The following is a 24811-nucleotide window of genomic DNA, read 5'->3' as shown; positions in this document are numbered from 1 at the left end:
TGCGTCAGAAGATCGCCTGGGGGTTCACCGGCACGCCGGTCGCACCGCGCAGCCGGGGTGGTGCGATGGAGAGGAGGAACGCGTACCGGCCGAGCTCGGCGCAGACTTCGGCCAGTTCCTCGACTTCGGCGCCGTCGATGAGCGGCATGCCGAGGCGGGCCAGCCCGATCGTGTGCAGCGGCAGCGGGACCTCCGGGTCGACTGGCGGGTGCGCGTCGCCGATGTCGCCGGCGTAGACCGAGATGTCGCGGCGCCGCATCCAGGCGACGGCGTCGACGGTCATGCCGGGCATGGGCTTCGCCGGGTCGCGGGAGAAGGCCCAGCCGCCGCGCACCACCAAGGCGTCTCCCGGCTCGAGGCGCTGCCCGCTGCGTTGCTCCGCGGCGTCGAGGTCGGCGCCGGTGACCGGGTGGGCCGGAGGCAGCCGGCCAGCGGGAGCGAGATCGAGCAGGACGCCCCGGGTGAGCACGCCGTCGGCGAACGCGGTCGTCGACCCGTGCCGGATGCCGGTCGGGGTCACGGCTTCGGCCAGGGGGCGCCCGGGGTAGACGTGCCCGTCGACCGGGATGTGCACGAGTGCGTCCAGGTGGGTCAGCCCCGGGTTGTGCGGGGTGACGACCAGCACCTCGGCCATGGCCATCGGCGGGATGCCGGTGTGGAGCATGGCCTGCTGCACCGGCGGGGACGGCGGGGTGGGCGGGGCGAACGGCCCGCCCAGCATCGACGCCGGTTCGATGGGCTTGGCCAGCGACACGCACCGGCCGGTGCGCGCCTCCGCCAGGGCCCGCGCACGGGTTTCGTCGGTGATGAGGTTCAGGGTGCCGCGTTCGTCGTCGGGGCCCCACCGGCCCCAGTTGCCGAGGCGGTCGATGTCGGTCACGACGGCTCCTGTTCTGTCCGCGTGTGCAGGCCGGTCAGCCGGTCGAGGGCGGCGCGCAGGCTGGTGTCTCCGGCGCCGCGCGCGCTGAGGTAGCCGTCGGGACGGACGAGGATCCACTGCCCCTCGGTCAGGGCCAGCGTGTCCTGGACCCGCCCGTCGGGGTCCCACACGCTCTCCTCCAGCTGACGCGGGCTGATCGTCGTCCCGGCCAGCCAGGCCGGCAGTTCCTGGCCGGCCGCGGGGGTGCGGCCGGCGACGAGCAGGTGCCAGGCCGGGGTTCTGAGCACCGCGCGCAGTGCGGTCCAGCCAGGTGAGTGCGCGTCGGACGCGGAGACCTGGGTCAGCCGCTGGCCGGGGTGGGGACCCTCGCCCGGCTCCTGGCCGGGCACCGTGAGCGGGCTGTCGGGATAGGCGATGGTCAACCCCGACATGCTCCGGATGAGCCGGCGCATGAAGCCGTGATCGGCTTCCCGGGTGTCCTCGGTGGTGGTGTCGACCATGGCCGTGTTCATGACCTTGCCGGTGGAGGCGAGCAGCGCCTGGCCGATGGGAACGCGCTCGGCGTCGTAGGTTTCGAGCAGCACGGGATCGGCGTGCCCGTGGACGACCATGGCCAGCTTCCACGCCAGGTTGTACGCGTCCTGGATGCCGGTGTTGAGACCTTGCCCGGACGCGGGGGAGTGCACGTGGGCGGCGTCGCCGGAGACGAAGCACCGCTCGACGTGCATGGCGGGCACCGCGCGCTGCTGGATGGTGAACTTCGACGCCCAGCTGGGACGCTCCACGACGGTTTCGCGCCCCAGGGCCTGCGACAGCTTGGCGCCGAACTGCCGGGCGATCTGCTCGGGGTGCTCGGGCTCGCCTTCGCCGGTGGTGTCCAGCAGCCGCCACTTGCCCGGGTCCGGGAACGGGAACGCCATCAGCGCGCCGCCGGCCGGGAACAGCCAGTGCACGCCATCGCGGTCCAGGTCGGTGTGCACGGTCGCGTCGGCGATCAGCCAGGTGTGGGCGGCTTCCCCGGCGAGCGGCAGCTCCAGGGCTTTGCGGACGGTCGAGTGCCCGCCGTCGCAGCCCCACAAGTAGCGGGCGCGCACCGTCTCCCGCGGCAGCTTCGCCGTGACGACGTCTTGGTCGTGCTGGAACGACTCCAGCGCGGTGTTCCACTCGACCTCGACCCCGGCCGAGCCGGCGTGCGCGCGCAGGACGCGCTCGGTGATCACCTGATCGACGTTGAACATGTACGGGAACCGGGTCGTCAGGTCGCCGAAGTCGAAGTCGACCCGGCTCGCGCGGTCGGCCTGGTGCCGGATGAACGCGTTGACCCTCGTTCCGTGCGGGGCGATGTCACCGAGGATCCCGAGCTGGTCGTAGATCTCCAGGCTGCGGGCGTGGGTGCCGAGCGCGCGGCTGGTCGTGGCCGGACCGGGCGCGGCGTCCACCACGCGCACCGAGACACCCCAACGGGCCAGCTGCAGTGCCGCCGTCAGCCCGACCGGCCCCGCTCCCACGACGAGGACGTCCACGTCATAGCCTGTCATGCTCTCGGCCCTCCCAGTGTCACCTATGCTGACACTGGAGGTTAGCCCCACGAGCGGAAGGAGCGCGAGCAATGAGCCCGGAAAGTCACCACGAGGCGGACCTGCCGCTGCTCGCACTCCTCCAGCGGGGTGTCCGGTGGTTCTCCGAGGAGCTGGTGGAGCGTCTGGACGCCGCGGGCGTCGCGCCCATCACCCCGGCGCACGCGGCCGTGCTCGCGCACCTGGAACCCGACGCCGCGCTGAGCGTCGCCGAGCTGGCCCGCCGCGCCGGGGTCACCCGCCAGACCATGCACCGCGCGGTCACCCAGCTCGTCGACGAAGGCCTGCTGACCAGTGCGCCGGGGCCGGGGTTCCCCCGCAGCACCCTCATCGGGCTGACCGCCGCGGGGGGCCGGCGTCGTGACGTCGCGTCGGGGATTCTCCGTGACCTGGAAGAAGAACTCGAGAGCCGGCTGGGCTCCGGGAAACTCGGCGGGTTGCGCGACAGTCTCACGCGAGCGTGGCCGCGGTGAAGAACTATCGCCGAAACCAGCGGCGCTTCCGTGGGCTTTCCGCGGACTCGGTCGGCTCCAGACCCAACCTCCCGGTCAGGAAGAAGGTCCCCGCCACGACGTTGCCGCGTGCCGGTGGCCGCTCGACGTCGGTCGTCGCGATCGCGACGTCCACTTCGATCGCGGCGATCGTGCGGACCCGGATCCGGTGGAACGCCGTGCCGGTCACGGTGTTCACCGGCGTCTCGGCCTCGACGACCTCGCCGGCGAACAGCGCGTGGGCGGTGGGTGTCCAGCCGGGCTTCGGTTGTCCGACCGCGAACGTTCCGGACGGGATGAAGTGGTCGGCGGCGAACTTGGGCTTGTCGTCGTCCTGAGCGGCGAAGTACGCCTCGGCGTCGGCGTGCACGGTGACGTCTTCCGCCAACGCCGCCAGCGTCAGGGAGCCGCTCTCGAGCCGGCCGCCGGAGTGGGCGAGGACCGCTCGGTCTTCCAGCTCCACCGCGACCGGGCAGACCAGCTGCCCTTCGACGCCGTCGAGGAGATCGAGCATCGCCGTCTCGTCGTCGACGAGGCGGACGTCGCGCACCGGTACCGCGGGTGCCGTGCCGGCCAGGCACGGCAGGAGGAACTCGATCCGGCCGTTGCGGATCTTCGCGACCAGCCGGGCGCCGGACGGATCAGTCCACACCTGCTCGTTCACCTTGGTGGTGATCCGCCGGGCCGCGCCCGCGCCGATCAAGGAGACCACCTTCTCCCGGAAGTCGTCCTTGCTGGTGATGCCGATCCCGATTGCGTCGAAGTGGCTGGACACTGGTCTCTCCCCCTGGTTCACCGTCCACAGGAGACTAGCGGCGGCGTGGAACGAGGTCATCCCGGTTTACGGCCTGCCCGGGCGGTGGACGCTGAGCTCGCCGTAAGCCGGCAGCACGCCGGTCAGGTCGGTGGGCGCACCGCGGAGAACGTTGTCCAGGAAGGCGAGCGTCGCCGCGGCGACGACCCGCAGGCTCTCGGTGCGGCCCAGGGAACCGACAATCGAGGGCACCGGTGGCAGGTACAGGGGGCCGTCCGTGAACGTGAGGTGGGCCGCGCCGGGGATGGTGAGCCGGTAGCTCGGCGCGGTGTCGCGCTCCAGCACCTCGGTGAGGCGGGGCAGGTAACGCGGGTCGGTGCCCGGGGTGATGGCCTGGGTGAGCGCGAGCGCCGGCCGGTCGAGGGCGGGTGACACCGGCCCGTGCGGGTAGCCGTCCAGATCGATGACGGCGGCGAACCGGTGGTCCTGGCGGACGACCTGCAGGGCGGCGGCGCCACCCAGGGAATGACCGGTCGCGGCGACCCGGGCGGTGTCCAGGCGTCCGGTCAGCGGGTCGCCACCCCGGTCCAACCCCGTCAGCCGGGTGAGGACGAAGCCGAGGTCGGCGGCGCGGATCGCGGTCCAGCCGGCCGCCAGCTCTTCGTCGGTGGCCCGGTCGCCGCTGGAGACGGTGGCGGTGGTGATCGTCCGGCCATCGGCCAGGACGACGGCGGCGGAGTCGTACGGGTGGTCGAGGGCGGCGACCACGTAGCCGTGGCCGGCCAGTTCCTCCGCCCACGCGGTGTTCTGGCTGCGCACTCCGCTGGATCCGGGGGAGAACAGCACGATCGGGAACCGGCCGCCCTCCCGGGCCACCGGGGCGTCGAAGACCGAGTGGGTGCGGGTGCCCGGAACGTCGTCCAGCAGGAACTCCGGCAGGCCGGTCGCGGTGGCGAGGGCTGCGGAGACGGTGCGCGCTTCGTCCTCCGTGCGTCCGAGGTAGGGCGCCCGCGGTGCGTCCGCCGGGCTGTGCTGGGCGGGGTACCAGAGCTGAACCACGACCGTGCGCCGGTCGTCCGGGTCGGCGGTGAAGGTTTCGGGGCGGAGCGGGTCGGTCCACTGCAGCACGCGGGTGCCGACCGCGAACGGCCCCGAGGGGCTGGGGAACACCGGCACGGGGAACGCCCAGGCGGCGACGGCGCCGGTGGTGATCAGCCCGAGACAAGCCACCGTTCCCGGCAGCGCGAGCCACCAGCGGGCCCGGCGGCCGGTCCGACGTCGCAGCACCGGGGCGAAGGCGAACGGCGCCGCGAAGGCCGCGCCCGCCAGCACCGGCAGCATCTGCCAGCGGATCCCCGTCACGCTCAGCGCGATCACCGACGCCAGGACAACCGCCCCCGCCGCGATCGTGGCGCGGGAGCGAGCGGCGGCCGGCAGCCAGCGCGCCACCACCAGCGCGACGGCTCCGAGCAACGCCAGGATTTCCAGGAGGGACAGGTCCAGTCCCGTGATGATCTCGGTCACCCGGCCATCCTCGGCGCGGGGGAGGCCCGGCCACATCGCTCCCGGGTCGCCTTCTCCCTGCGACGGCGGTGGCAGTCGGGTCGGCCGATCGGCGGCCGGGTTGCGACCGGGGCAGGGGGTGGGACTCCTCCTCGGGTCGCATCGCGACCGGCCGCGATCAGCCGCCGGGCTCATGTGCCGGGCAGTGCCCACGGCCTAGCATGGCCGGACCGGGTACGCGCCCTGTGCTCCGGGGCTGGATCGACAGGAACGTGCGATGACCGAGGCAGTGCGCTCACCGAGAACCTCAGAGGCGTTCCTGAAACGATGGGCGCGCAAGGCTTCCCGGTTGCCACCGGTGGTACGGGGTTCGCTGCTGCCGGCGCTGCTCCTGCTCAACGTCGTGACCACCCGGCCGCCGCGAGAGCTGCCGGTGGCCGTGACCTTCACCGTCGTCCTCCTGCTGCCCCTGGTGTGGCGGCACCGGGCGCCACGCACGGTATTCGGTGTCCTGGCGGGCGTGGCCGCGGTCCAGTGGCTGCTGGACGTCCAGCTGCCGGCCGACATCGCTTTGCCGGTGGCGTTTTACGCCGTGGCCGTGCACGCACGTCTGCGCGACACCCTGGTCGCCGGGGCCGTCCTGGTGGCCGGCGGCGTGCTGGCCTGCCTGCGCTGGGCCACCGACGGCGCGTTCCTCACCCCGTTCGTCGCGTCACCGCGCTGATCGCCGCCGTCGGCGTCCTCGGTGTGCACGTGCGGACCCACCGCGCCTACCTCGCGGTCGTCGAGGAGCGGGCCGGGCGCCTGGAACGGGAACACGACCAGCAGGCGCGGGTGGCCGTCGCCGAAGAGCGGACCCGGATCACCCGGGAAATGCACGACATCGTCACGCACAACCTGTCCGTCATGGTCGCGCTCACCGACGCCGCCGTCTACGCGCAGCACCGCTCGCCCGGCAAGGCCACGACCGCGATGCTGCAGATCTCCGAGACGGGCCGGCAGGCCCTGACCGACATGCGGCGCTCCCTGGGCGTCCTGCGCCCCGGCGAACCGGACGCGCTGCGCCACCCGTTGCCCGGGATCGCCCAGCTGAGCACCCTCGCCGAGCAGATGGGCGCCGCCGGGCTGCCGACCCGGATCGAGGTCCACGGCGGCCACTCCCACATCCCCGCCACCGCGCACCTGACCGTCTACCGCCTGGTCCAGGAAGCCTTGACCAACACCCTCAAGCACACCCCCACCGGCACCCACGCGGAAGTCCGGATCGAGTGCTCGACCGAGACCGTCACCGTGGACGTCACCGACAGCGGCCCCCGCCCGCCTGCGCCCGGGTCCGGCCACGGCCTCACCGGCATGCGCGAGCGCGCGGCCGCGTACGGCGGGACGTTGCGGGCCGGACCGCTGCCGGGCGGCGGCTGGGGCGTCCACACCCGCCTGTTCCTCGCCGGCAGCGGGGTGGTGCCGGCATGACGATCCGCATCCTGATCGCCGACGACGAAGCACTGCTGCGCATGGCCTTCGGCACGGTCCTGGAAGCCCAGCCCGACATGGCGCCGGTCGGCGAAGCCGAAGACGGCGCCGAGGCCATCCGCCTCGCCCGGGAACTGCGCCCCGACGTCGTCCTCATGGACGTCCGGATGCCCGGGACCGACGGGATCGAGGCGACCAGGGAGGTGATCCGGAGCTGCCCGGAGACCCGGGTGCTGATCCTCACCACCTTCGACCTGGACGACTACGCCTTCGCCGGGCTCAAGGCCGGCGCCTCGGGGTTCCTGCTGAAGAACACCAGGCCCGAGGAGCTGCTCTCGGCGATCCGCCACGTCGCCGCGGGCGACGCGGTGGTCTCCCCGCGGATCACCCGCCGGCTGCTGGAGAAGTTCCGCCCGCACATCCCCGGCGGCCGCACCGAACGTGACGAGCGGCTGAGCCGGCTCAGCGCCCGCGAGCACGAGGTGCTCGTCCAGGTGGGCGCCGGCCTGTCCAACGCCGAGATCGCGGCCACCCTGTACCTCGCGGAGGCGACCGTGAAGTCGCACCTGGGGCGGGTGCTGCAGAAACTCGAGCTCCGCGACCGGATCCTGGCCGTGATCTTCGCCTACGAGAGCCGCCTCATCCACCCGGCGTGAGCTGAACTCCCCGCGAACTCTCACTTTTTACCGTTGTCCCCGCCGGCGAATGCGGGAACCATCCACGTTCGTTCCGGAAACCGTTGGAGGGAGCGAGATGCGGGTGCGCAAGCTGGTGGTGGTCGTCGCGGCGGTGGCCGTGACCGCGGGCGGGGTGCCGGTTGCGGCGTGGGCGGGCGTCGAGACGCCCGCTGTCGTCAGCGCGGTGAACCTGGAGGGCGCCAGGAACTTCCGCGATGTCGGCGGGTACCGCACGACCGACGGCCACACGGTGCGGACCGGCGTGGTTTTCCGGTCCGGCAGGCTTTCCGGGCTCACCGACGCGGATCTCGGGTGGCTCGCCGCGGCGAACGTCTCGCTCGACGTCGACCTGCGCAACGTCAAGGAGCGCCACGACGAGCCGGATCGCACGCCCGCCGGTGCCCGCTACCAGGTGGCCGACGTGGTCTCGCTCGAGCACGGCTTGCGGTTCCACGACAACGCCGCCGTCACGCTGGTGAAGGCCATCGCGGCCGGGCTGCTGACCGGCTCTGGCGACCTGGGCCAGTCGATCGGCTACCCGTTCATGGTCGACTTCGTCGGCGCGGACTACGCCTTCGGCGACCTGCTGCGCGCGATCGCGGCCAACGGTTCCGGCGCCACCGTGTTCCACTGTTCGGCTGGCAAGGACCGCACCGGCTGGGGCACGGCGGTCCTGCTGAGCCTGCTGGGCGTGCCGCGCGCGACCGTCGAGGCCGACTACCTGCTCAGCAACGACAAGCTGGGCGACCCCGAGGCCGTCGAGCCGAGCTGGCTGCGTGCGGCCTTCGCCGAGGTCGACCACCTGTACGGGTCCGTGGACGCCTACGCCCGCCAAGGTCTTCGCCTCGACGACGCGACCATCGCCGCGTTGAAGGCCCGTCTGCTGGTCTGACCCGGCTCAGCCGCTGACGTGGGCGGTGCGGTCGAGCCAGTGCCGGGCCAGGTCGATGTCGCCGTCGACGGTGAGGCCGGCGGTGGCGTGCTCGGTGAGCGGGAGCCGCCGGGTCAGCGTCAGCAGGAGCGATCGGGCCGGGCCGGTGAGCGTCACGTCGGCGGGCCGGGTGCCGGCCTGCCAGGTGGCCCCGTCGGGCCGGCGTTCGACGAACCACGCGCCGTCGCCGTCCGTGGCACGCCACTGCAGGGTCTGCCCGGTGCCCCGCAACGCGTGGGCGGACTCGGGGCGTTGCCGCTCCCACGTGGGTGAGGTGAGCATCGCCAGATGGTTGGTGATGAGCGCGGCCGCGATGTCGGTGTCGACGTGGGCGGGGCGGTCCGCCGCGGCGTCGGCGTCGAAGCCGTGGACGACCGCCTCGTTGACCATGCTGGAGAGCCAGAACAGCGTCCCCGACCGGGCGTCGCCCGCGGCGTTGAACACGGGCGCGTCGAGCGCGTCGTCGGAGCACGCTTGGGCGACCCGCTGCGCGGACTCCGTCAGCCACGCCGGCCATTCACGGGGATCGGCGGGCAGGGCGGCGACGTCGGTGGGCAGCTGGGTGGGGTCGGTGATGCGGCGTTCGATGATCTCCGCGACCCAGCGCTGCGTCTGACCGACGTGGGCGACCAGGTCGGTGACGGTCCATCCCGGGGTCGTCGGCACGGCGGCGTCGGGTCCGGCCGCGGCGGCCGCTTCCGCCAGGCGCCGGGTGTGGTCGACGATCGCTCGCCGGCTGCATTCCGTGCTCACTTCGGTCATCGCGTTGTCCTTCGAGTCCGGGGCCGGTGGTTCGTGTCTTCGGCTACGCGTCGAACGACGGTGGCGAGGATCGACACGGCCGGCGAAGTTGCTTCAGCGGGTGGCTCGCACGCCGGCGAGGACGATCGCGCTCACCTGGTGTGCGTCGGCTCGGGTGAACGTCCGGGCACCGCGGCTGACGAACAGCTGGACGGGTCCGGTGAGCATTTCGCCCAGGAACGAGAGGTCGGTCTCGGGCAGCTCGCCACGCTCCACCGCGGTCTGCAGGCGCTCTCGCAGCGTCGCCAGCCGCCGGTCGTACACCTCGTCGACGACGGCGCGCAGCTCCGGGTTCTCCCGCGCCGAGGCCACCACGGTGAGCATCGCCCGGCCTTGCGGGCTCGCGGTGGCGGCGGCGAGGGCTTCGAGGTAGTCGACGAGATCGGCGTCGAGGTCGCCGGAGTCGTGCAGGGGAGCGGCGGTGGCGCCGAACTCGGCGAGCGCGTCGGCGACCAGCGTGGTGCGGTCGGGCCAGTTGCGGTAGACGCTGGTCTTGTTGACCTCGGCGAGCTCGGCGACCTGGTCGTAGCGCAGGCCGCCGATCCCGTCGCGGGCGATCAGCTCGGCGGCGGCCTCGAGGATCCGGCGTCGCACTCGGGCGGTGCGCCCGCCAGGACGGCGGGCCGGTTCTCGCGCGGGTCCATCCTCGGCCACGGACGGGAGCCTACAGCGGCTGCGCCGCGCGCAGCCGGGTGTTGCGTGCCTCGATGGCTTCCCAGGTGGCGGGGACGACGAGGTCGGCCCCGCCGCGCGCGAACTCCTGGGCCGCCGTCGCGTAGGGACGCTGGCGCCGCTCGTAGGCGCTGAAGGCCGCCTCGAGGTCGTCGCCGTGGCGGCCGAGCTCTTCGGTGAGCGCCCACGCGCCGAGCAGGGCCAGCGAGGTGCCGCGCCCGGCCATCGGGGTCGCGCAGTGCGCGGCGTCGCCGATCAGCACGACCCGGCCCCGGTGCCAGGCCGGCACGTGGATCAGGGCGATGGCGTCGAAGTAGAGCTCGGGATCGTCCTGGGCGGTCTTGATCAGCTCGGGGACCTTCCAGTCCTCGATGCCGGCGAAAGCCTCGGCCAGGATGCGCTTCTGCGCGGCCCGGTCGTGGTGGTCGTAGTCGATCGGCCCGGACCGGAATTCGAAGATCCCCAGTGCCTTGTCGCGGTAGCGGGCCACGCCGGCGAAGCGCCCCGGCAGGTTGAGGATCTCCGTCGTGCGGTTGCCGGGAGTCGCCTGGCCGGGCGCGTCGCCGATCGCGACGTACACCCCGAGGTGCTCGGTGAACTCCCGCTCCGGGCCGAACACCAGCCGCCGCACCGCGGAGTGCACCCCGTCGGCGCCGACGACGACGTCGTAGCCGGCCTCGCGACCGGAGGCGAAGGTGACCGCGACCCGGCTCCCGTCGTCGACCAGCGTGGCGATGGACTCGGTGAAGCGCAGGTCCACCTCTGCGGGCAGGGCCTGCCGCAGGATGGTCATCAGGTCTTCGCGGGGCAGCTCGACGTCATCGGGGCTGTCATCGATCTCCTGCGTCACCAGCGGGGCGACGGCCTCGCTGGACCGGTCGACGAACATCGTCTGCTCGGTCATCGTGATCCGGTGTGCGCGCACCGCGTCCAGGATGCCCATGCCGCGCGCGGTCTCGAGCGCGTCGCCGCGCACGTCGATGGGTGAGCCGTTGACGCGCAGGTGATCCGCCCGCTCGACGATCTCCACCGTGTGTCCGGCCCGCGCGAGGTCGATGCCCGCGCACAACCCCGCCGCTCCGGCGCCGCTGACCAGGATCTTCATGGTTTCTCCCCTCGGGTTCCCGTGCTGACCCTGCTACTATAGCAACAGTTTGTGGCTTTAGTGCTGGGTCGCTGGCTCATCGGGTGCCGGTGTCCGGGCGTGAGAAAGGCTCGGCCCGATCGAGCAGCGCGTTCTTGAGGAATCACGGCAGTGGCTTTTCCGGACCATTCCGCCGCGTCTCGACGATTCGGCGAGGCGCGAAACCTTCTCGAGACGGTTGACAACGCTCGTGCGTATGCCCCGGTCAGGGGCGCATTCTTCCCATATCCGGCACGGAAGGAAAACCGAAGCCGCGCGCTCTAGCTTCTTTCGCACCGCGGAAAACCGAAAAGGAGCGGCCGGCAGGCGAAACCCGCTGGGGCCGCTCCTCGATCGTGAGGGGTTCGGGATTGCTGGAAGCCACTGTTCTCGGTCCCGTCGGCGCACGCGTCCGGGGGAGCTCGATCTCCGTCAAGGGGCGGCTCGGGCGCACGGTCCTCGCCGCGCTCGCGCTCGCCTGCCGGAAGCCCGTGTCGGTCGAACGGCTCATCGACGCCCTGTGGGGGGAGCTGCCGCCGGCCACCGCGCGGACCCAGGTGCACATCCAGGTGTCCAAGCTCCGTGCCTCGCTCGACCGGGCGGGCGCGGCCGGCGTCGTGGTCACCGTGCCGAACGGGTACCTGCTGGACTGTTCCGTCGACGTCGACGAGGTGCGACGGCTGCTGCGCACGGCGCGGGCGGCCGGGGACCCCGCGGCCACGGCCGGCCTGCTGCGGTCCGGGCTCGACCGGTGGACCGGGATGCCGCTCGGCGGCGTCACCCCGCACCTGGCGGGCGCGGAGCTGCCCCGGCTGGACGAACTGCGGATCTGCCTGGTCGAGGAATGGATCGACGCGGAAATCGCGTGCGGGCGGGCCGCGCGGCTGCTGCCCGAGCTGACCGCCCTGGTGCAGGCGCACCCGCTGCGTGAAGGCCTGCACCACCGGCGGATGCTGGCGCTGCACCACGCCGGCCGGCGGGCCGACGCGCTGGCCGCGTTCCACCAGGCCCGGCGCGTGCTGCGCGACGAGCTGGGCGTCGATCCGTCGAAGGAACTGCTCGCGCTGGAGGCGGAGATCCTCGCCGTCGACACGCCGCCCGCCGCGCTCGTGGTGCCCGCCCAGCTGCCGCCGCGGGCCTCCGGGTTCGCCGGGCGCGACGCCGAGTCGGCCGCCATCAGGGCGGCGGTGATGTGCCGGACCGACACGCCGCCGCTGGTGCTGGTCACCGGCATGCCCGGGATCGGGAAGACGGCACTCGCCGTGCACGCGGCCGCGGCGTCGGCGCACGCCTTCCCCGACGGGCAGCTCTACGCCGACCTGCGGGGCGCCGACGCCCGGCCGGCCGCGCCGCACGAGATCCTCGCCCACTTCCTCCGTGCCCTCGGGGTGCCGGCGAGGTCGATGCCGGCCACCGTCGAGGAGCGCACGGCCGAGTTCCGCAGCCGCACGGCGGGCAAGCGGGTGCTCGTGGTGCTCGACAACACCGCCACCGCCTGGCAGCTCGAGCCGCTCCTGGCCGCCGACCCGGGGTGCGCCACGATCGTGACCAGCCGGTCCGTGCTGCCCGAGGTCGAGCCGTCCGTGCGGGTGCCGCTCGCGCCGCTGTCCGGGCCGGTCGCCGCGATGGTGCTGGCCAACGTGGCGGGCGCGGACCGGCTCGCCGAGGCCGAGAGCATGGTCGCCACGGTGCTCGAGGCGTCCGGGGGTGTGCCGCTCGCGGTGCGGATCGCCGGCGCGCAGCTCGCCGCGTACCCGAGGCTCGGCGTGGCGGAACTGGCCGCGCGGCTGTCCGACGAGTCGCGGCGGATGCGGGAGCTGGTGGCCGGGCAGCGCAGCGTCCGGGACAGTCTCGACGCCAGCTTCCGGCTGCTCGGCCGGGACGCGCGCGCCGCGATGCTGGCCCTGGCGGCGATCGGGGCGCCGACGTTCACCGCCTGGCCGCTGGCCCCCGTGCTGGACGTGCCGCTCACCCGCGTCGACGAGGTGCTGGGCCACCTGTGCGCGATGAACCTGCTCGACCAGGCCGGCCCGGGGCGCGACGGGGTGCCCCGATACCGGATGCACGACCTCGTGCGGGCCTACTGCCGCACGGTCGGCCCACCGCTCGACGCCGACGCCCTGAGCCGGCTGACCGGGTGGGCGATCGCGCTGACCCGGCACGCCTACGAGGGCATCCTCGGCGCGCCGGTCGGGTACGCGGTGCTCGCCCGGACCGCCGCGCCGCTGGCGAAGGACGTGGTGCGGGGTGTGGTGCGGGAGCCGCTGTCGTGGGTGGGCGCCGAGGCCGACGTCCTGCTCGCCGTGTTCGCCCTGGCCGTGCGCGGCGGCCTGCCCCGGCCCGCGGCGGCGCTGCTGCTGGTGCTGCGCGCGCCGCTGGTGCGGCTCGGCCTGCACGACCACGGCGCCCGTGCGGCCGCGAGGCTGGCGAACGTCGCCGGGGCGGACCCCGTGGTGCGGGTGACCGCGGCGCTGGTCGCGGCGACGGCGCGGATGCACCACAGCCGGTACGCCGAGGTGGTCGCCGTCCTGAACGAGGTGCCGCTGCGGGAGGTCGACCCGGCGCTGCGGGCGGAGGTGCTGACCAAGCTGGGCGACGCGTACGAGCGGTGCCGCGACTGGCACCGCGCGATCACGGTCGTGCGCGAAGCGGTCGGCTGCTTCCGGAAGGCCGGCAACCGGGCGGGGGAGTCGGGCTGCCACGCCACGCTGGCCGCCCTGTACCGGGACCAGCTCGGCGACCTCCGCGCGGCGAAGGCGCACGGCGCGAAGGCACTGCGGCTGGCCGACGCCGCGGGCGAGTGGAAGACCCGCGCCCAGGTGCGGCTCGTGGTCCTGCGCACCGCACTGGCCTGCGGCGACCCGGCGGCCGCGGCCGGTCTCGCCGAGCAGGCCCGCGGCCTGGCCGAGCAGCACGGCGACCCGGTCGGCCGAGCCTGGTGCCTCACCGCCGAAGCCGACGCCCACCGCGCGAACGGCGACCTGGGCGCCGCACGGAGAGCCGCGGACCGCGCGCTGGAGCTCGCTCGCCGCCTCCGCCACCCGGACGCCGAGTCCGCCGCCCTGCTGGCCCTGGCTTCGATCGAGCTGGCCGCCGGCGACCGGGTCGCCGCCCGCCGCGCCGCTCGTGCGTCGCTGTGCCTGCAGGACGAGTTCGACAGTCCGGCCGAGCGGGCCGGGGTGGAGCAGGTGCTGGCGGAGATCGACGCTCAGCCGGCGGTCGGTTTGGGGCGGTGCGCGGCCACGCTGGCCAGGTCGATGTAGCCGAGCTGGCGGGTTCGAGTGGTGGTCGGCGCGGGGCGGTTTGGCGCTGCGCCAGCCACGCCGGCGAGGTGGATTCGGCCGCGCTGGTGGAGATCGAGGCTCAGCCGGCGGTCGGTTTGGGGCGGTGTGCGGCCACGCTGGCCAGGTCGATGTAGCCGAGTTGGTGGGGGTTTGAGGGGCAGCTGCCGGTCGGTATGGGGCGGCGCGCGCCGGCCACGTCGATTCAACCGAGCTGGCGGAGATCGGCGCTCAGCCACCCGTCGGCGCGGGGCGGTGCGCTACCACGCCGGCCACGCTGGCCACGTCGATGTAACCGAGCTGGCGGGAATCCTCGCTGTGGCCGGTGTTGTCGCCGACCACGACCACCCGGCCGGCCGGGACGACCGGGTCGTCGGCCGGCAGCCAGCCGGGTACCGGGTCGCCGGCGATCGCGGCGATGCGCTTGATGCGCCACGCGACGTCGTCGGCCGTCGGTCGGGGGCGGAAGACGATCACGTCGCCGACGCCGTAGTGCCGTCGCCGGGTCGCCACGACGCGCTCGCCGTCGTGGAAGGTCGGGGACATGCTGTGGCCCCAGACTCGGGCCACCACGTACCGGCGGCGCAGCACGACCAGCAGCACGACCAGCAGCACCACCACCACTACGACCACGGCGAGCCCGATCATCACGCCTCCACCATCGCGTATCCCTTGGCCTGCAACGAAAACAGCCGCGCGTACTCGCCGCCGGTGGCGAGCAGCCCGTCGTGGGTGCCCTGCTCCACCACCCGGCCGCCGCCGAGCACGACGATCCGGTCCGCGCCGCGCAGGGCGGACAAGCGGTGCGAGATCAGCACGCTCGTCCGGCCAGCCCGGTGGGCGCGCAGGGCTTCGTGCGTCCGGGTCTCGGCTTCGGCGTCCATTCCGGAGCTGGGCTCGTCGAGGATGAGCAGGTCGGCGTCGGAGCGCATGAGCGAGCGGGCCAACGCCACCCGCTGCCACTGGCCACCGGACAGCGCCGCCCCGGCCTTGTCGTCGACGTCGAGGAAAGCGCGTGACAGCAGGGTTTCGTAGCCTCGTGGCAACGCCGACAGCGCCGGGTCGATCTCGGCGAGGCGGGCCGCCGCGCGGATCCGGTCGAGGTCGCCGAGGCGGGTGACGTCGCCGATGCCGATGTTGTCGGCCGCGGTCAGGTCGTAGCTGGTGAAGTCCTGGAACGTGGCGCCGATGCGGGCGCGCAACGTGGCCACGTCGTAGGAACGGATGTCCACGCCGTCCCACAGGATCCGGCCGCGGTCCGGGTCGTAGAAGCGGCACAGCAGCTTCACGAGCGTCGACTTGCCCGCGCCGTTCACCCCGACCAGCCCGACCGCCGCGCCGCCGGGGATCACCAGGTCGACCCCGCGCAGCACCCACGGGCCGGCCGGGTCGTAGCGGAACCACACGTCACGCAGTTCGATGCCGGTCTTCAGCTCGGGCACGGCAGCCGTCCCGGACGGCAGATCGGGTGCGGTCGTCACGACGTCGAGGTAGTGCTTGAACAACCCGAGCGAGCCGCCGGCCCGGCCGAGCTGGCCCAGCAGCGCGCCCACCGGGGACTGGATGCCGGCCACCGCGGCGGTGAAGAGGGTGACGTCGCCGATCGACAACGACCCGCGGGCGGCGCCGGTCGCGGCGACCACGAGCGCGATCCCGGCGACCACCGCCGACACGACCGCGGCGGCGATCCCGGCGACGGCGGTCCGGCGCTGCAGCGCGCATTCGCTCGCCGTGGCCGCGCGGACCGCGGTCACCATGCGCGAGCGGAAGAGGTCCGCGAGGCCGAAGAGCCGGATCTCCTTGGCCGCGCGGATGTCCGAGCACAGCGAGCGGAACAGGAACCGCTCGCGGTGGGTGGCCATCATCGCCTCGGCCTCCCGCGCGCGCAGGCGGGACAGCGTCAGCTGGGAGATCGCCGCCGCGGCCAGCGACGCGGCGAGCAACCCGGCCATCGGCGGCCAGACGAGCAGGACCGCGCCGCCGAACCCGAGCACGGCGACTGCGGTGCGCACCGACTCGACCGACAGCGCCAGCACCGCGGGGGCCGCCTCCTGCGCGCCCTGTTCGGCCAGCCGCACCTGGTCCAGGAACGCCGGGTCTTCGAGCCGGCGCAGTCCCGGCAGCGCGCCGACCGCGCCGACCAGGCGGTCCTCGGCCTCGATCGCGGACCTGGCCCGCACGATCGCGGCGCAGTACGCGGCGACCGCGGTGATCGCGGTCGCGACGGCGAGCCCGGCCGCCGAGCCGAGGGCCAGCAGCACGATCCGGCCGCTGTCCCGGCCGCCGGCCAGCTCGTCGAACAGGAGCTTCCCCAGCCAGGCCGACACCGCCGGCACGGCCGAAGCGAGCACGGCCAGCACGATCGCGCCGCCGGTGGCCAACCGCGACGCTCGCCAGGCGACCCCGAACGCGGGGCCCGCCGCACGGAACAGGCGCATCAGACGTGCTGCGGACGCACGGCGTCGAGGTCGTGGCCGGCGGCGGCGATCCGGCGGTCGCGCACGCGGAGCAACGTCGGGGTCACGTCGCCGGCGTTGAAGGCGGCCGACACCGGGCTGCGGTCGCCGACGAAGGCGACGCGCACCGCAGCACCCAGACCGGCCGCGTACTCGACGGCCTTGGCCCGGTCACCGCCGTCGAGCACGAACGCGACGGTCGGTTCGGTGAGCTTGCCGGCGAGGCGTTGGCACGGCCCGCAGGTCGGCGAGAGGAAGGCGACGAGCGCGTCGTCCAGCTCTCGGTCGGTGACGGGCACGCCGTCGGCGTCGGTCACCTCGAAGGCCCCGATCTCGGTGCCCACCGCGGGCAGCTCGGGCGTCACCGGCCGGCGTTGCTCGTTGAGCAGCCGGATGATCGCGGCGGACAGCAGGAGGTTGAGCACGGTCAGCACGGCCAGCACCGCGACGACGGCCACCAGGAACGACATGAGATACCTCTTTCAGCGGTTGGCGGTGTCCGCCCTGCCGACCAGGCCGGCCAGGCTGTCCCAGTTGATCGCGACGACGGCGGCGAACGCGCCGACGAGCGCGGCGGCCGCGACGGCGTCGAAGCGGAGCGCGGGTCCCGGCGGGACAAGCGCCGCCGCGGCGGCGCACACCGCGAGCAGCGCGTTGCGGACGAGGTGGGCCCGGCCGAGCACCGCCCCGGAGCGACCGAAGCAGCGGCAGGTGACGCGACGGCCCAGCCGCACCGAGCGGCCGATGGCGACGCAGAAGACGATCATCACCGCGCTCGCCAGCCCGAGCCCGAGCCGGTAGGTGGCGGAGAAGGCGACGAGCACGGCAACGGCCAGTTCGACGACGGCGGTGGCGGCGGCGACCGGCAGCCACCCCACGGGCGACCGCCCGAGCGGCGCCAGCGACGCGGCGAACTCGGCCAGCCGCGCCCGCCCGGCGAGCTTGCCGACGGCAGCGACGGCGAACACCAACCCGGTCAGGACCCGGGCGGCGAGCACGAACTGAGCGCCGATCATCGGTGAACCCCCTTCGCGGGCCTTTCCCGCCGCGAGGGCCGCGGCGGGAAAGGCACGGGTGCCGCGGTTACTTGCAGTTGCCGTAGCAGTCGTAGTGCAGGGTCTTGCAGACCTGGCCGTGCTCGGGGATGCACGCGCCGGCCTTGACCTCGCGCAGGAACAGCCCCAGCAGCCGGTCACCCAGGGTGTTGATCAGGCGAGCCATGATCACTCCTCTCAGTAGCGGGAATCGACTGGGTGATCGTGGCTCAGCCGCGCTATCGCTTCGCTATCGCGAGAGCAGGCCCGGTGGGCTCGACCGCCCGTGCGCGGCCGTCGTCGTGTCACGACCCGGCAAAGCCGTTCGTCCGGATGGGGTAAGACAAGTCCGGGTTCCGGCCGGAGGATGAGACGATCGCCCGTGGTGTCGTCCCCTCCCACCGCGGCTCGGGCGACCGGGGAGGACGATGACGATCGACGACGGCCAAGAGCACGCGCCGGCCGAGATGGACGTCGAGGCGGAAAACGCCGTCGCCGCCGTCGCGGTGTCCGGGACCGTGATCCAGGCGCACAAGATCACCGGTGGCGTCCACCACCATCCCCCGCGGCCGACGCGGCCGGTGCCGCGGCAGCTGCCTCCGGTGCCGCACTCGTTCGTGGGTCGTGTCGACCTCCTGGCGGACCTCGGGCGTTCCGCGGCCACCGATGGCCCGGCCACCCTGGCCGGTGGGCGGCCGCGATCCCCGATCGTGGCCATTTCCGCGATCGGCGGTGCCGGTGGCATCGGCAAGACGTGGCTGGCGCTGGCCTGGGCCCACCGGAACCTGCACCGGTTTCCCGACGGGCAGTTGTTCGTGGACCTGCGTTCCTTCAGCCCCACCGGACGCCCGGCAAGCCCCGTCGACGTGCTCGGCGCGTTCCTGGACGCGCTGGGCATCGACCGGGACCGCCAGCCGAACGACGCGGACCGCCGCGCCAGCCTCTACCGGAGCCTGGTCGCCGACCGGCGGCTGCTCATCGTGCTGGACAACGCCGCGACGACCGAGCAGGTCGCCCCGCTGCTGCCCGGTAGCCACCAGTGCACCGTGCTGGTCACCAGCCGAAACCACCTGCACGGTCTGGCCGTCCGCTACGGCGCGCGCCCGGTGCACCTGGACGTGTTGTCCGACGTCGAGGCCCACACTCTCCTGAGCACCGCCCTCGGTCCCGAGCGCGCCGCCGACGAGGACGCGGTCGTGGAGCTGATCCAGTTGTGCGGCGGGTTTCCCCTCGCGCTCGGGCTGATCGCCGCCCGTGCCGCCGCCGACCCACGCCTTCCGCTGGTCGACACCGTCGCCGAACTCCGCGATCTCGGCCTGGACGCGTTCGACTCCGACGATCCCACGGCCAGCCTGCCCGCCGTGCTGTCCTGGTCCCTGCGCCACCTGACCGACCAGCAGCGAGCAGTGTTCGCCCTGCTCGGAACCGCCCCCGGTCCCACCACCGGCCTCGCGGCCGCGGCGGCCCTGACCGACCTGCCCCAGCGCGAAGCGCACACGGTGCTGCGCGCCTTGGCCGACGCGTCGCTGGTCGACCGCGCCCCCGGCGGCCGTTACGGCATGCACGAACTGGTGGGCAGCTACGCGGCCCGGACGGCTGACAACCTGCCCGAGGGATTTCGCGAGTCAGCACTGCGGAGGCTGCTCGACTTCTACACCCACACCGCACACGACGCCGCCCGGCTCCTCTACCCCCACGGCGACCCGGTGAAGCTCGAGCCGCTCGGCCCCGGCGTGCGCGCTCACCCGTTGGCCGACGCGCCCGCCGCCCTGACCTGGCTGGACCTGGAGCACGTCTGCCTGCTCGCCGCGCAACACACGGCCATCCGGCACGGCTGGCATTCGACTGTGCTCTGGCTGGCCTGGGGCCTGGACAGCTTCCACGCGCTGCGGGGCCACCGCGACGACCGGCTCGTCGTCTGGCGAGCAGCCGCCGAAGCGGCGCCGCACCTGTCCGATCCCTTCGCCCGCATCCGGGCCTACCGGTCGCTCGGCCGTGCGCACGCCGGGCTGGGACACCACGACGACGCCGTGGCCCAGCTGCACCACGCCCTCGCACTCGCCGAGCAACACGATGATCCCAACCAGCAAGCTCATGCCCACCGCATCCTCGCCCTGACCTGGGGGCGACGGGGAGATGATCGGCAAGCCCTGGAGCACGCCTCTCGTGCCCTGGACCTCTACCGCGGCTTGCAGCAGTCCGTGGGCGAAGCCGCCGCGCTCAACGAGGTCGGCTGGTACGCCGCGCGGCTGGGGGACTACGGCACCGCACGCGATCGCTGTCAAGCCGCACTCACCCTGAGCCGTCACCACCGCAACCGCGACAACGAATCGTCCACACTGGACAGCCTCGGTTTCGTCGAGCACCACAGCGGCCACCACCGGCTGGCCATCGAGTACTACTGCGACGCGCTCAGCCTGCGGCGGGACATCGGCCACACCTACCAGGTCGCCAATACCCTCGACCGGATCGGCCACCCCCACGCCGCCCTCGGGCAGTACGAGCGGGCCGGCGAGGCATGGCGCGAGGCGTTGCAGCTGTATGAGGAACAAGGCCGCGACGACGACGCTGCCCGCGTGCGGCACCAGCTCGACGACCTCGCCGCCCGCGACCGCTCCTCTCCGGGTCAGTGCGCTTCCGGCTCGGAGCCGATCCGGTAGGGCACCGGCTGTCCGTCGGCGTCCTGGACCGGGACCGGCCGGCCGTGGGCGTCCACGATCTTGCCGTCGACGACCTTGTCGCCGTTCTCGAGCCGGGAAAGGGCCTTCAGGTCGGAGTAGTCGATCACCCGGGTCGCCGTCGCGAACACCGATGGCTCGCTGCCCGCCTTGCCCGGCCTCAGGTGGTTGAACACCAGGTTCAGCACGACCGCCAGTAGCGCGGCGGAGCTGATCCCCGAGTGGAAGATCGTGCCGACCCACGACGGGAACCGGTCGTAGAAGTCCGGCACCGCGATCGGGACCATGCCCAGGCCGACGGACGCCGCGACGATCACCAGGTTGAGGTTGCCGTTGTAGTCCACTTTGGACAGCGTCTTGATGCCGGACGCCGCGACCGTGCCGAACAGCACGAGACCCGCGCCGCCCAGGACCGGGTACGGGATGGCGGCGACCACCCGGCCCAGCACCGGGAGCATGCCCAGGACCACCAGGACGCCGCCGCCGGCGGTCACCACGAACCGGCTCCGGACCCCGGTGATCGCGACGAGGCCGACGTTCTGGGCGAACGCGCTCTGAATGAAGCCGTTGAAGACCGGCGCGATCGCCGAGGACGCCATGTCGGCACGCAGGCCGTCGCCGATCCGGCGCTTGCCGACCTTCGTGTCGACGATTTCGCCCACCGCGAGGATGTCGGCCGTGGTCTCGGTGAGGGTCACCAGGATGACGATGAACATCGACACGATCGCGGCGATGTCGAACGTCGGCGCGCCGAAGCCGAACGGGGTCGGCACCGCGAAGATCGGGCCGTTCCCCACCTGGGAGAAGTCGGCCTTGCCGAGCAGGGCGGCCAGCACGGTGCCCACCACGATCGACAGGAGGATCGACAGCCGGGACACCGCCGGGATGGCGACCTTGCTGAGCAGCAGCACGATCACCAGCGTCAGCGCGGCCAGCCCGATGTTGGACATCGACCCCGAATCCGGCGCCTTGGTGTCGTTGCCCATCGCCCAGTGGGCCGCGACCGGCATCAGGCTGAGCCCGATCACCGTGATCACCGTCCCGGTGACGACCGGCGGGAAGAACTTCACCAGCCGGGAGAACACCGGCGTGATGAGCAGGCCGAGCACCGCGGACACGATCACCGAACCGAACACCGCGGGGAGCCCGCCGTCGGCCACGATCGCCGTCATCGTCGCCACGCCGGCGAAGGAGGTGCCCTGGACCAGCGGCAGGCGGGAGCCGAAGAAGGGCACGCCGTAGGACTGCAGGATCGTCGCCAGGCCGCCGATGAACAGGCACGACGCCACGAGCAGCCCGATTTCGGCAGGTGAGACGCCCGCGGCACTCCCGATGATCAGCGGCGGCGCGATGATGCCGCCGTACATCGTCAGGACGTGCTGGATGCCGTACGCGAGGCTTTTGCCGATCCCGAGCCGTTCGTCCTCGGGCCTGCTCGCCGCGTCACCCTTCGCCATCGGACCTCCCGAAGTTTCGTTCTGCGGAGGTTAACTTCCACATAGCAGAAGAAGAAACAGTCAGCGGCAATGTCTTCAGCTCGCGTGCGGCGGCTCCGCGGTCCACGCCATCGTGCTGTCGAGGTCGGCGGCGAGGGTGACGATGGCGTCGAGGACGGTCACCACCTCCTTGCGTGGTTCGGAGCGGGTGGTGCGGTGGCGGGCGACGAGGGTGCGGGTCCCGAGGCCGGCCAGGGACACCGCTTTCACCCCGTCCGGCACGGCTTCCCGCACCGCGAGCGCGGGCACGAGGGCGATGCCGAGGCCGCCCGCGACCATCGACAGCGCCACGTTGTAGTCGTAGTAGCTGTGCCCGGGCGGCGGCGCGGACTCGGTGCGGGCGCGTTCGGTGGCCGCGTGGGCCGCGGTCTCGGAGTCGACGCCGAGCCAGGTGTGGTGTTCGAGGTCGGCCGTGCTCACCGGATCCGCCATCCCGGTGGGCAGGACGACCAGCCAGGGCTCCTCGAGCACCGGCACGTCGCGGGTGCCGCGCGCCGGTTTCCCTTGGCTCGCCGGACTTTCCGCTTCGAGGATGAGCAGGTCGACCGCTCCCGAGCGCAGGGACTGCAGTGCCTTCCGGGTTTCCATTTCGCGGATCACCACCTCCAGCGCGGGGAACTGCTCCCGCAGCTGGTGCAGGAGCGGGATCAGCAGCGTGCGGATGACCGACTGGAACGCGGCGATGACGACCGTGCCGGTGACGTCTTCGGCAAGCGCGGCAAGGGCTTTGCGCGCGTCGATCAGCTCGGCCTCGATGTGCTCGGCGGCTTCGGCGAGCACCCGCCCGGCGGGGGTCAGGACGGCGCCGGTGGGCTGGCGGTCCAGCACCGCGACGCCGATCGTCTCCTCGAGCCGGGCGATCTGCTGGGACACCGCCGACGGCGTCAGGTGCAGGAGGTCGCCGGCGGCGAGCACGCCACCGGCGCGGTGCACGGCGAGCAGGACGGCGAGGCGGCGGGGATCGATCTGCATTCAGCAGAGCTTAACCCCCGGAGCAGATAACTTCGATTGCGCTGCACCCCCGCCGCCGGTCACGATGGCGGCATGGAGGAAATGATGTCCCTGGCCGCCACCGCGGCCGGGTGGGTGGGCGCACTGGGCACCGCGGCGGCGTACGGCCTGGTTTCGCGCCGCGTGATCGAGCCGGACTCGGCCCTGTTCCAGACGCTCAACCTGTCGGGTGCCGCCCTGCTGGGTGTGTCGGCCGCCGCGAACGGCGCTTGGCCCGCTGTCGCGGCGAACTTCGTGTGGGTGTTGATCAGTGTGCTGGCGCTGGTCAGCGCGCGGGGTGTGGTGGACGCGCTGCGGCGGCGGCTGCGCCCCCGGCGTGACCGGGTTTGCGCGCCGGTCGAGGTCGGAGTGCCGCAGTATGCCGCTGCGCTGGGGGAGCCCGTGGCCGAGCCGGTTGGCTGACGGCCTGGTCCGATCGGCTGAATCACCGTCCGCGCTGTGCGTTCTCCCCGGCACCGAGCGACTCGGCTTGGGTCTGGCTTCGTGGCGAGGTGGAGGGTGTCGTGGGTCGAGGACGAATGTTGCTTGCGCTGGTGGTCGCGGTTCTCGCCGTCGTCGGGGTCGCTCCGGCCGCCTCGGCCTGGACGGATGACTACCCGTCGCCGTGGCGGAGCGCAGCCCAGGACTCGACGTCGGACTCGTGGGGCTACAAGAACCGGGAGTGCACGAGTTTCGTGGCGTGGCGCCTGCACGCGCGCAACGGGTTCGAGATGCCGCGCGGGATCGGCAACGGCGGGACGTGGCATTCCTGGTTCGCCGCCCGCGGGTACGCCGTGAACGGCACCCCTGCGGTGGGTGCCATCGCGGAGTCGGCCACGCACGTTGCCTGGGTCGAGGCCGTCAATGGTGATGGCACTGTCACGGTCGAGGACTACAACTACGGCTACACCGGCACCTACGGCGAACGCAGGGTCGCCGTCTCGGCGTTCCACTACATCCACGCGCGGGACATCGGAGGTGCCGGGTTCGCCGACGGCGCCTTCCTCGGCTCGATCGAGACCGGTGTCGTCTACCGGGTGGTCGGTGGTGCGCCGATCCGGCTCTACAACCAAGGCGTGGTACCCGGTTTCAGCGGCTCGGTGACGACCATGGTGCACCAGCAGGTGATCGATCAGATGCCCGCCTACCCGGCCGACGGGGCGTACGTGAACATCGTCGAGGCGGGTGGCAGCGGGATCTACCGGTTCGTCGGGGGCGCGCCCGTGCGGTTGTTCAACTGGGGCGCCCTTCCCGGGTTCGACGGAAGCCGCGCTTACGGCATCAACTTCCAGTCGCTGGTGGTGCTGGACCACATGCGGCCGGTGCCAGCGGACGGCGCGTACATCAACATCGTCGAAGCCGGGGGTAGCGGGGTCTACCGGTTCGTCGGGGGTGCGCCGGTCCGGTTGTTCAACTGGGGCGCCCTTCCCGGGTTCGACGGCGGTCGCGTCGTGGACGTCAACTTCCAGTCGCTCGTCAACCTGGACCACATGGCACCGGTGCCCGCCGACGGTGCCTACATCAGCATCGTCGAGGCGGGTGGCAGCGGGATCTACCGGTTCGCCGGCGGCGCGCCGGTCCGGTTGTTCAACTGGGGCGCCCTTCCCGGGTTCGACGGCGGACGTGTCGTCGACGTCAACTTCGACTCGCTCGCGACCCTGGACCACATGCGGTCCGTGCCCGCCGACGGGACCTGGCTGGGCTCGGCCGAAACCGGGATCGTCTACCGGGTTGCCGGTGGTGCCGCGCTGCGGCTGTACAACCACGGCGCGCTGCCCGGGTTCTCGGGCGCGAACGTGGTCATGGTCAACCAGGCGACGCTCGACAACCGCGACCACCTTCTCGCCACACCCGTGGACGGCACGGTGCTCCAAGGGTTTCCGTCAGGAAGCACGTGGACGATCTCCGCCGGACATCGCGCGTCCGCTGGGCCGGGAGCGGCTGCGGTGGGCGTCGACGACCAGACGGCCGAGGAGTTTCCCGCCGGGAGCTGACCG

23 protein-coding genes are annotated in these 24811 nt (G+C 72.8%); 9 read left to right on the top strand and 14 right to left on the bottom strand.

The annotated features are described in order from the left end of the window. Positions 1-4: 4 nt before the first annotated feature. Positions 5-880 (bottom strand): cyclase family protein, encoded by an 876-nt coding sequence (locus M8542_RS34070; protein WP_257924422.1) that lies wholly within the window; start codon positions 878-880, stop codon positions 5-7. After that, positions 877-2418, bottom strand: a complete 1542-nt coding sequence (locus tag M8542_RS34065) for an FAD-dependent oxidoreductase (RefSeq protein WP_257924421.1) — start codon at positions 2416-2418, stop codon at positions 877-879. Before M8542_RS34065 ends, M8542_RS34070 begins: the two co-directional genes overlap by 4 nt. Before the next feature lie 71 nt (positions 2419-2489). Between M8542_RS34065 and M8542_RS34060 the strand changes: the two genes are divergently transcribed. Beyond that, positions 2490-2930: a MarR family winged helix-turn-helix transcriptional regulator gene (locus M8542_RS34060; protein WP_257924420.1), complete on the top strand. Its 441-nt coding sequence runs from the start codon at positions 2490-2492 to the stop codon at positions 2928-2930. 4 nt (positions 2931-2934) lie between these two features. Here M8542_RS34060 and M8542_RS34055 read toward each other — a convergent pair whose 3' ends face one another. Then, entirely contained in the window at positions 2935-3723 is a 789-nt protein-coding gene (locus tag M8542_RS34055; RefSeq protein WP_257924419.1) for a hypothetical protein, read from the bottom strand. A gap of 66 nt (positions 3724-3789) precedes the next feature. Next, positions 3790-5226 (bottom strand): alpha/beta hydrolase family protein, encoded by a 1437-nt coding sequence (locus M8542_RS34050; protein ID WP_257924418.1) that lies wholly within the window; start codon positions 5224-5226, stop codon positions 3790-3792. Positions 5227-5563: 337 nt separating this feature from the next. Here M8542_RS34050 and M8542_RS34045 point away from each other — a divergent pair, with 337 nt between their 5' ends. The 4 genes from M8542_RS34045 to M8542_RS34030 all read left to right on the top strand — a co-directional run bounded on the left by M8542_RS34045 (position 5564) and on the right by M8542_RS34030 (position 8244). Further along, positions 5564-5929 (top strand): DUF7134 domain-containing protein, encoded by a 366-nt coding sequence (locus M8542_RS34045; protein ID WP_443642548.1) that lies wholly within the window; start codon positions 5564-5566, stop codon positions 5927-5929. Positions 5930-5958: 29 nt separating this feature from the next. Next, positions 5959-6675 (top strand): sensor histidine kinase, encoded by a 717-nt coding sequence (locus M8542_RS34040; protein WP_257924416.1) that lies wholly within the window; start codon positions 5959-5961, stop codon positions 6673-6675. Continuing rightward, positions 6672-7331: a response regulator transcription factor gene (locus M8542_RS34035; protein WP_257924414.1), complete on the top strand. Its 660-nt coding sequence runs from the start codon at positions 6672-6674 to the stop codon at positions 7329-7331. Before M8542_RS34040 ends, M8542_RS34035 begins: the two co-directional genes overlap by 4 nt. Before the next feature lie 97 nt (positions 7332-7428). Beyond that, a complete protein-coding gene (locus M8542_RS34030; protein WP_257924413.1) occupies positions 7429-8244 on the top strand; it encodes a tyrosine-protein phosphatase in 816 nt (271 codons plus the stop codon). Between the two features lie 6 nt (positions 8245-8250). Here the strand turns inward: M8542_RS34030 and M8542_RS34025 are convergent, their stop codons facing one another. From M8542_RS34025 to M8542_RS34015, 3 genes are all read right to left on the bottom strand, one after another. Continuing rightward, entirely contained in the window at positions 8251-9045 is a 795-nt protein-coding gene (locus tag M8542_RS34025) for a maleylpyruvate isomerase family mycothiol-dependent enzyme (RefSeq protein WP_257924412.1), read from the bottom strand. 93 nt (positions 9046-9138) lie between these two features. Continuing rightward, complete coding sequence (locus tag M8542_RS50455) at positions 9139-9738, bottom strand: TetR/AcrR family transcriptional regulator (RefSeq protein ID WP_257924411.1); 600 nt, start codon at positions 9736-9738, stop codon at positions 9139-9141. 10 nt (positions 9739-9748) lie between these two features. After that, a complete protein-coding gene (locus M8542_RS34015) occupies positions 9749-10861 on the bottom strand; it encodes an FAD-dependent monooxygenase (protein ID WP_257924410.1) in 1113 nt (370 codons plus the stop codon). A 389-nt stretch (positions 10862-11250) separates the two neighbouring features. On the opposite strand from M8542_RS34015, the gene M8542_RS34010 reads away from it, so the two are divergent. Then, a complete protein-coding gene (locus M8542_RS34010; protein ID WP_257924409.1) occupies positions 11251-14142 on the top strand; it encodes an AfsR/SARP family transcriptional regulator in 2892 nt (963 codons plus the stop codon). Positions 14143-14391: 249 nt separating this feature from the next. On the opposite strand, the gene M8542_RS34005 is transcribed toward M8542_RS34010, so the two are convergent. The 5 genes from M8542_RS34005 to M8542_RS33985 all read right to left on the bottom strand — a co-directional run bounded on the left by M8542_RS34005 (position 14392) and on the right by M8542_RS33985 (position 17837). Further along, the gene (locus M8542_RS34005; protein WP_257924408.1) at positions 14392-14808 is read right to left on the bottom strand and encodes a S26 family signal peptidase; all 417 of its coding nucleotides are present in this window, start codon (positions 14806-14808) and stop codon (positions 14392-14394) included. Then, a complete protein-coding gene (locus M8542_RS34000; RefSeq protein ID WP_257924407.1) occupies positions 14808-16598 on the bottom strand; it encodes an ABC transporter ATP-binding protein in 1791 nt (596 codons plus the stop codon). Before M8542_RS34000 ends, M8542_RS34005 begins: the two co-directional genes overlap by 1 nt. Beyond that, positions 16598-17086: a thioredoxin domain-containing protein gene (locus M8542_RS33995; protein WP_257924406.1), complete on the bottom strand. Its 489-nt coding sequence runs from the start codon at positions 17084-17086 to the stop codon at positions 16598-16600. Before M8542_RS33995 ends, M8542_RS34000 begins: the two co-directional genes overlap by 1 nt. Positions 17087-17098: 12 nt before the next feature. Continuing rightward, positions 17099-17632, bottom strand: a complete 534-nt coding sequence (locus M8542_RS33990; protein WP_257924405.1) for a MauE/DoxX family redox-associated membrane protein — start codon at positions 17630-17632, stop codon at positions 17099-17101. A gap of 67 nt (positions 17633-17699) precedes the next feature. Continuing rightward, complete coding sequence (locus tag M8542_RS33985) at positions 17700-17837, bottom strand: hypothetical protein (RefSeq protein WP_257924404.1); 138 nt, start codon at positions 17835-17837, stop codon at positions 17700-17702. Between the two features lie 241 nt (positions 17838-18078). Between M8542_RS33985 and M8542_RS33980 the strand changes: the two genes are divergently transcribed. Continuing rightward, on the top strand, positions 18079-20310 hold the full coding sequence (locus M8542_RS33980) for an ATP-binding protein (protein ID WP_257924403.1): 2232 nt from the start codon (positions 18079-18081) through the stop codon (positions 20308-20310). Here the strand turns inward: M8542_RS33980 and M8542_RS33975 are convergent. Together M8542_RS33975 and M8542_RS33970 are read right to left on the bottom strand one after the other, a co-directional pair. Continuing rightward, a complete protein-coding gene (locus M8542_RS33975) occupies positions 20277-21785 on the bottom strand; it encodes a nucleobase:cation symporter-2 family protein (protein WP_257924402.1) in 1509 nt (502 codons plus the stop codon). The genes M8542_RS33980 and M8542_RS33975 overlap by 34 nt on opposite strands. Before the next feature lie 75 nt (positions 21786-21860). Continuing rightward, positions 21861-22796, bottom strand: coding sequence for a LysR family transcriptional regulator (locus tag M8542_RS33970; protein WP_257924401.1), 936 nt, complete (start codon positions 22794-22796; stop codon positions 21861-21863). A 72-nt stretch (positions 22797-22868) separates the two neighbouring features. On the opposite strand from M8542_RS33970, the gene M8542_RS33965 reads away from it, so the two are divergent. Both M8542_RS33965 and M8542_RS33960 read left to right on the top strand, forming a co-directional pair. Further along, a complete protein-coding gene (locus tag M8542_RS33965; protein ID WP_257924400.1) occupies positions 22869-23237 on the top strand; it encodes a CBU_0592 family membrane protein in 369 nt (122 codons plus the stop codon). Between the two features lie 116 nt (positions 23238-23353). Continuing rightward, positions 23354-24808: a CHAP domain-containing protein gene (locus M8542_RS33960; RefSeq protein WP_257924399.1), complete on the top strand. Its 1455-nt coding sequence runs from the start codon at positions 23354-23356 to the stop codon at positions 24806-24808. The last annotated feature ends 3 nt before the right edge of the window (positions 24809-24811 follow it).

This window comes from Amycolatopsis iheyensis, from assembly GCF_024703995.1.
GTDB classification, from domain to species: Bacteria; Actinomycetota; Actinomycetes; order Mycobacteriales; family Pseudonocardiaceae; genus Amycolatopsis; species Amycolatopsis iheyensis.
This window is presented reverse-complemented; position numbering and strand designations above follow the sequence as displayed.

Coding starts and splice junctions, on each gene's coding strand:
- M8542_RS34065 (WP_257924421.1), bottom strand. CDS start 2,418: ATGACAGGCTATGACGTGGACGTCCTCGTCGTGGGAGCGGGGCCGGTC.
- M8542_RS34060 (WP_257924420.1), top strand. CDS start 2,490: ATGAGCCCGGAAAGTCACCACGAGGCGGACCTGCCGCTGCTCGCACTC.
- M8542_RS34035 (WP_257924414.1), top strand. CDS start 6,672: ATGACGATCCGCATCCTGATCGCCGACGACGAAGCACTGCTGCGCATG.
- M8542_RS34030 (WP_257924413.1), top strand. CDS start 7,429: ATGCGGGTGCGCAAGCTGGTGGTGGTCGTCGCGGCGGTGGCCGTGACC.
- M8542_RS34025 (WP_257924412.1), bottom strand. CDS start 9,045: ATGACCGAAGTGAGCACGGAATGCAGCCGGCGAGCGATCGTCGACCAC.
- M8542_RS34015 (WP_257924410.1), bottom strand. CDS start 10,861: ATGAAGATCCTGGTCAGCGGCGCCGGAGCGGCGGGGTTGTGCGCGGGC.
- M8542_RS34005 (WP_257924408.1), bottom strand. CDS start 14,808: ATGATCGGGCTCGCCGTGGTCGTAGTGGTGGTGGTGCTGCTGGTCGTG.
- M8542_RS34000 (WP_257924407.1), bottom strand. CDS start 16,598: ATGCGCCTGTTCCGTGCGGCGGGCCCCGCGTTCGGGGTCGCCTGGCGA.
- M8542_RS33995 (WP_257924406.1), bottom strand. CDS start 17,086: ATGTCGTTCCTGGTGGCCGTCGTCGCGGTGCTGGCCGTGCTGACCGTG.
- M8542_RS33990 (WP_257924405.1), bottom strand. CDS start 17,632: ATGATCGGCGCTCAGTTCGTGCTCGCCGCCCGGGTCCTGACCGGGTTG.
- M8542_RS33985 (WP_257924404.1), bottom strand. CDS start 17,837: ATGGCTCGCCTGATCAACACCCTGGGTGACCGGCTGCTGGGGCTGTTC.
- M8542_RS33980 (WP_257924403.1), top strand. CDS start 18,079: ATGACGATCGACGACGGCCAAGAGCACGCGCCGGCCGAGATGGACGTC.
- M8542_RS33975 (WP_257924402.1), bottom strand. CDS start 21,785: ATGGCGAAGGGTGACGCGGCGAGCAGGCCCGAGGACGAACGGCTCGGG.
- M8542_RS33970 (WP_257924401.1), bottom strand. CDS start 22,796: ATGCAGATCGATCCCCGCCGCCTCGCCGTCCTGCTCGCCGTGCACCGC.
- M8542_RS33965 (WP_257924400.1), top strand. CDS start 22,869: ATGGAGGAAATGATGTCCCTGGCCGCCACCGCGGCCGGGTGGGTGGGC.
- M8542_RS33960 (WP_257924399.1), top strand. CDS start 23,354: ATGTTGCTTGCGCTGGTGGTCGCGGTTCTCGCCGTCGTCGGGGTCGCT.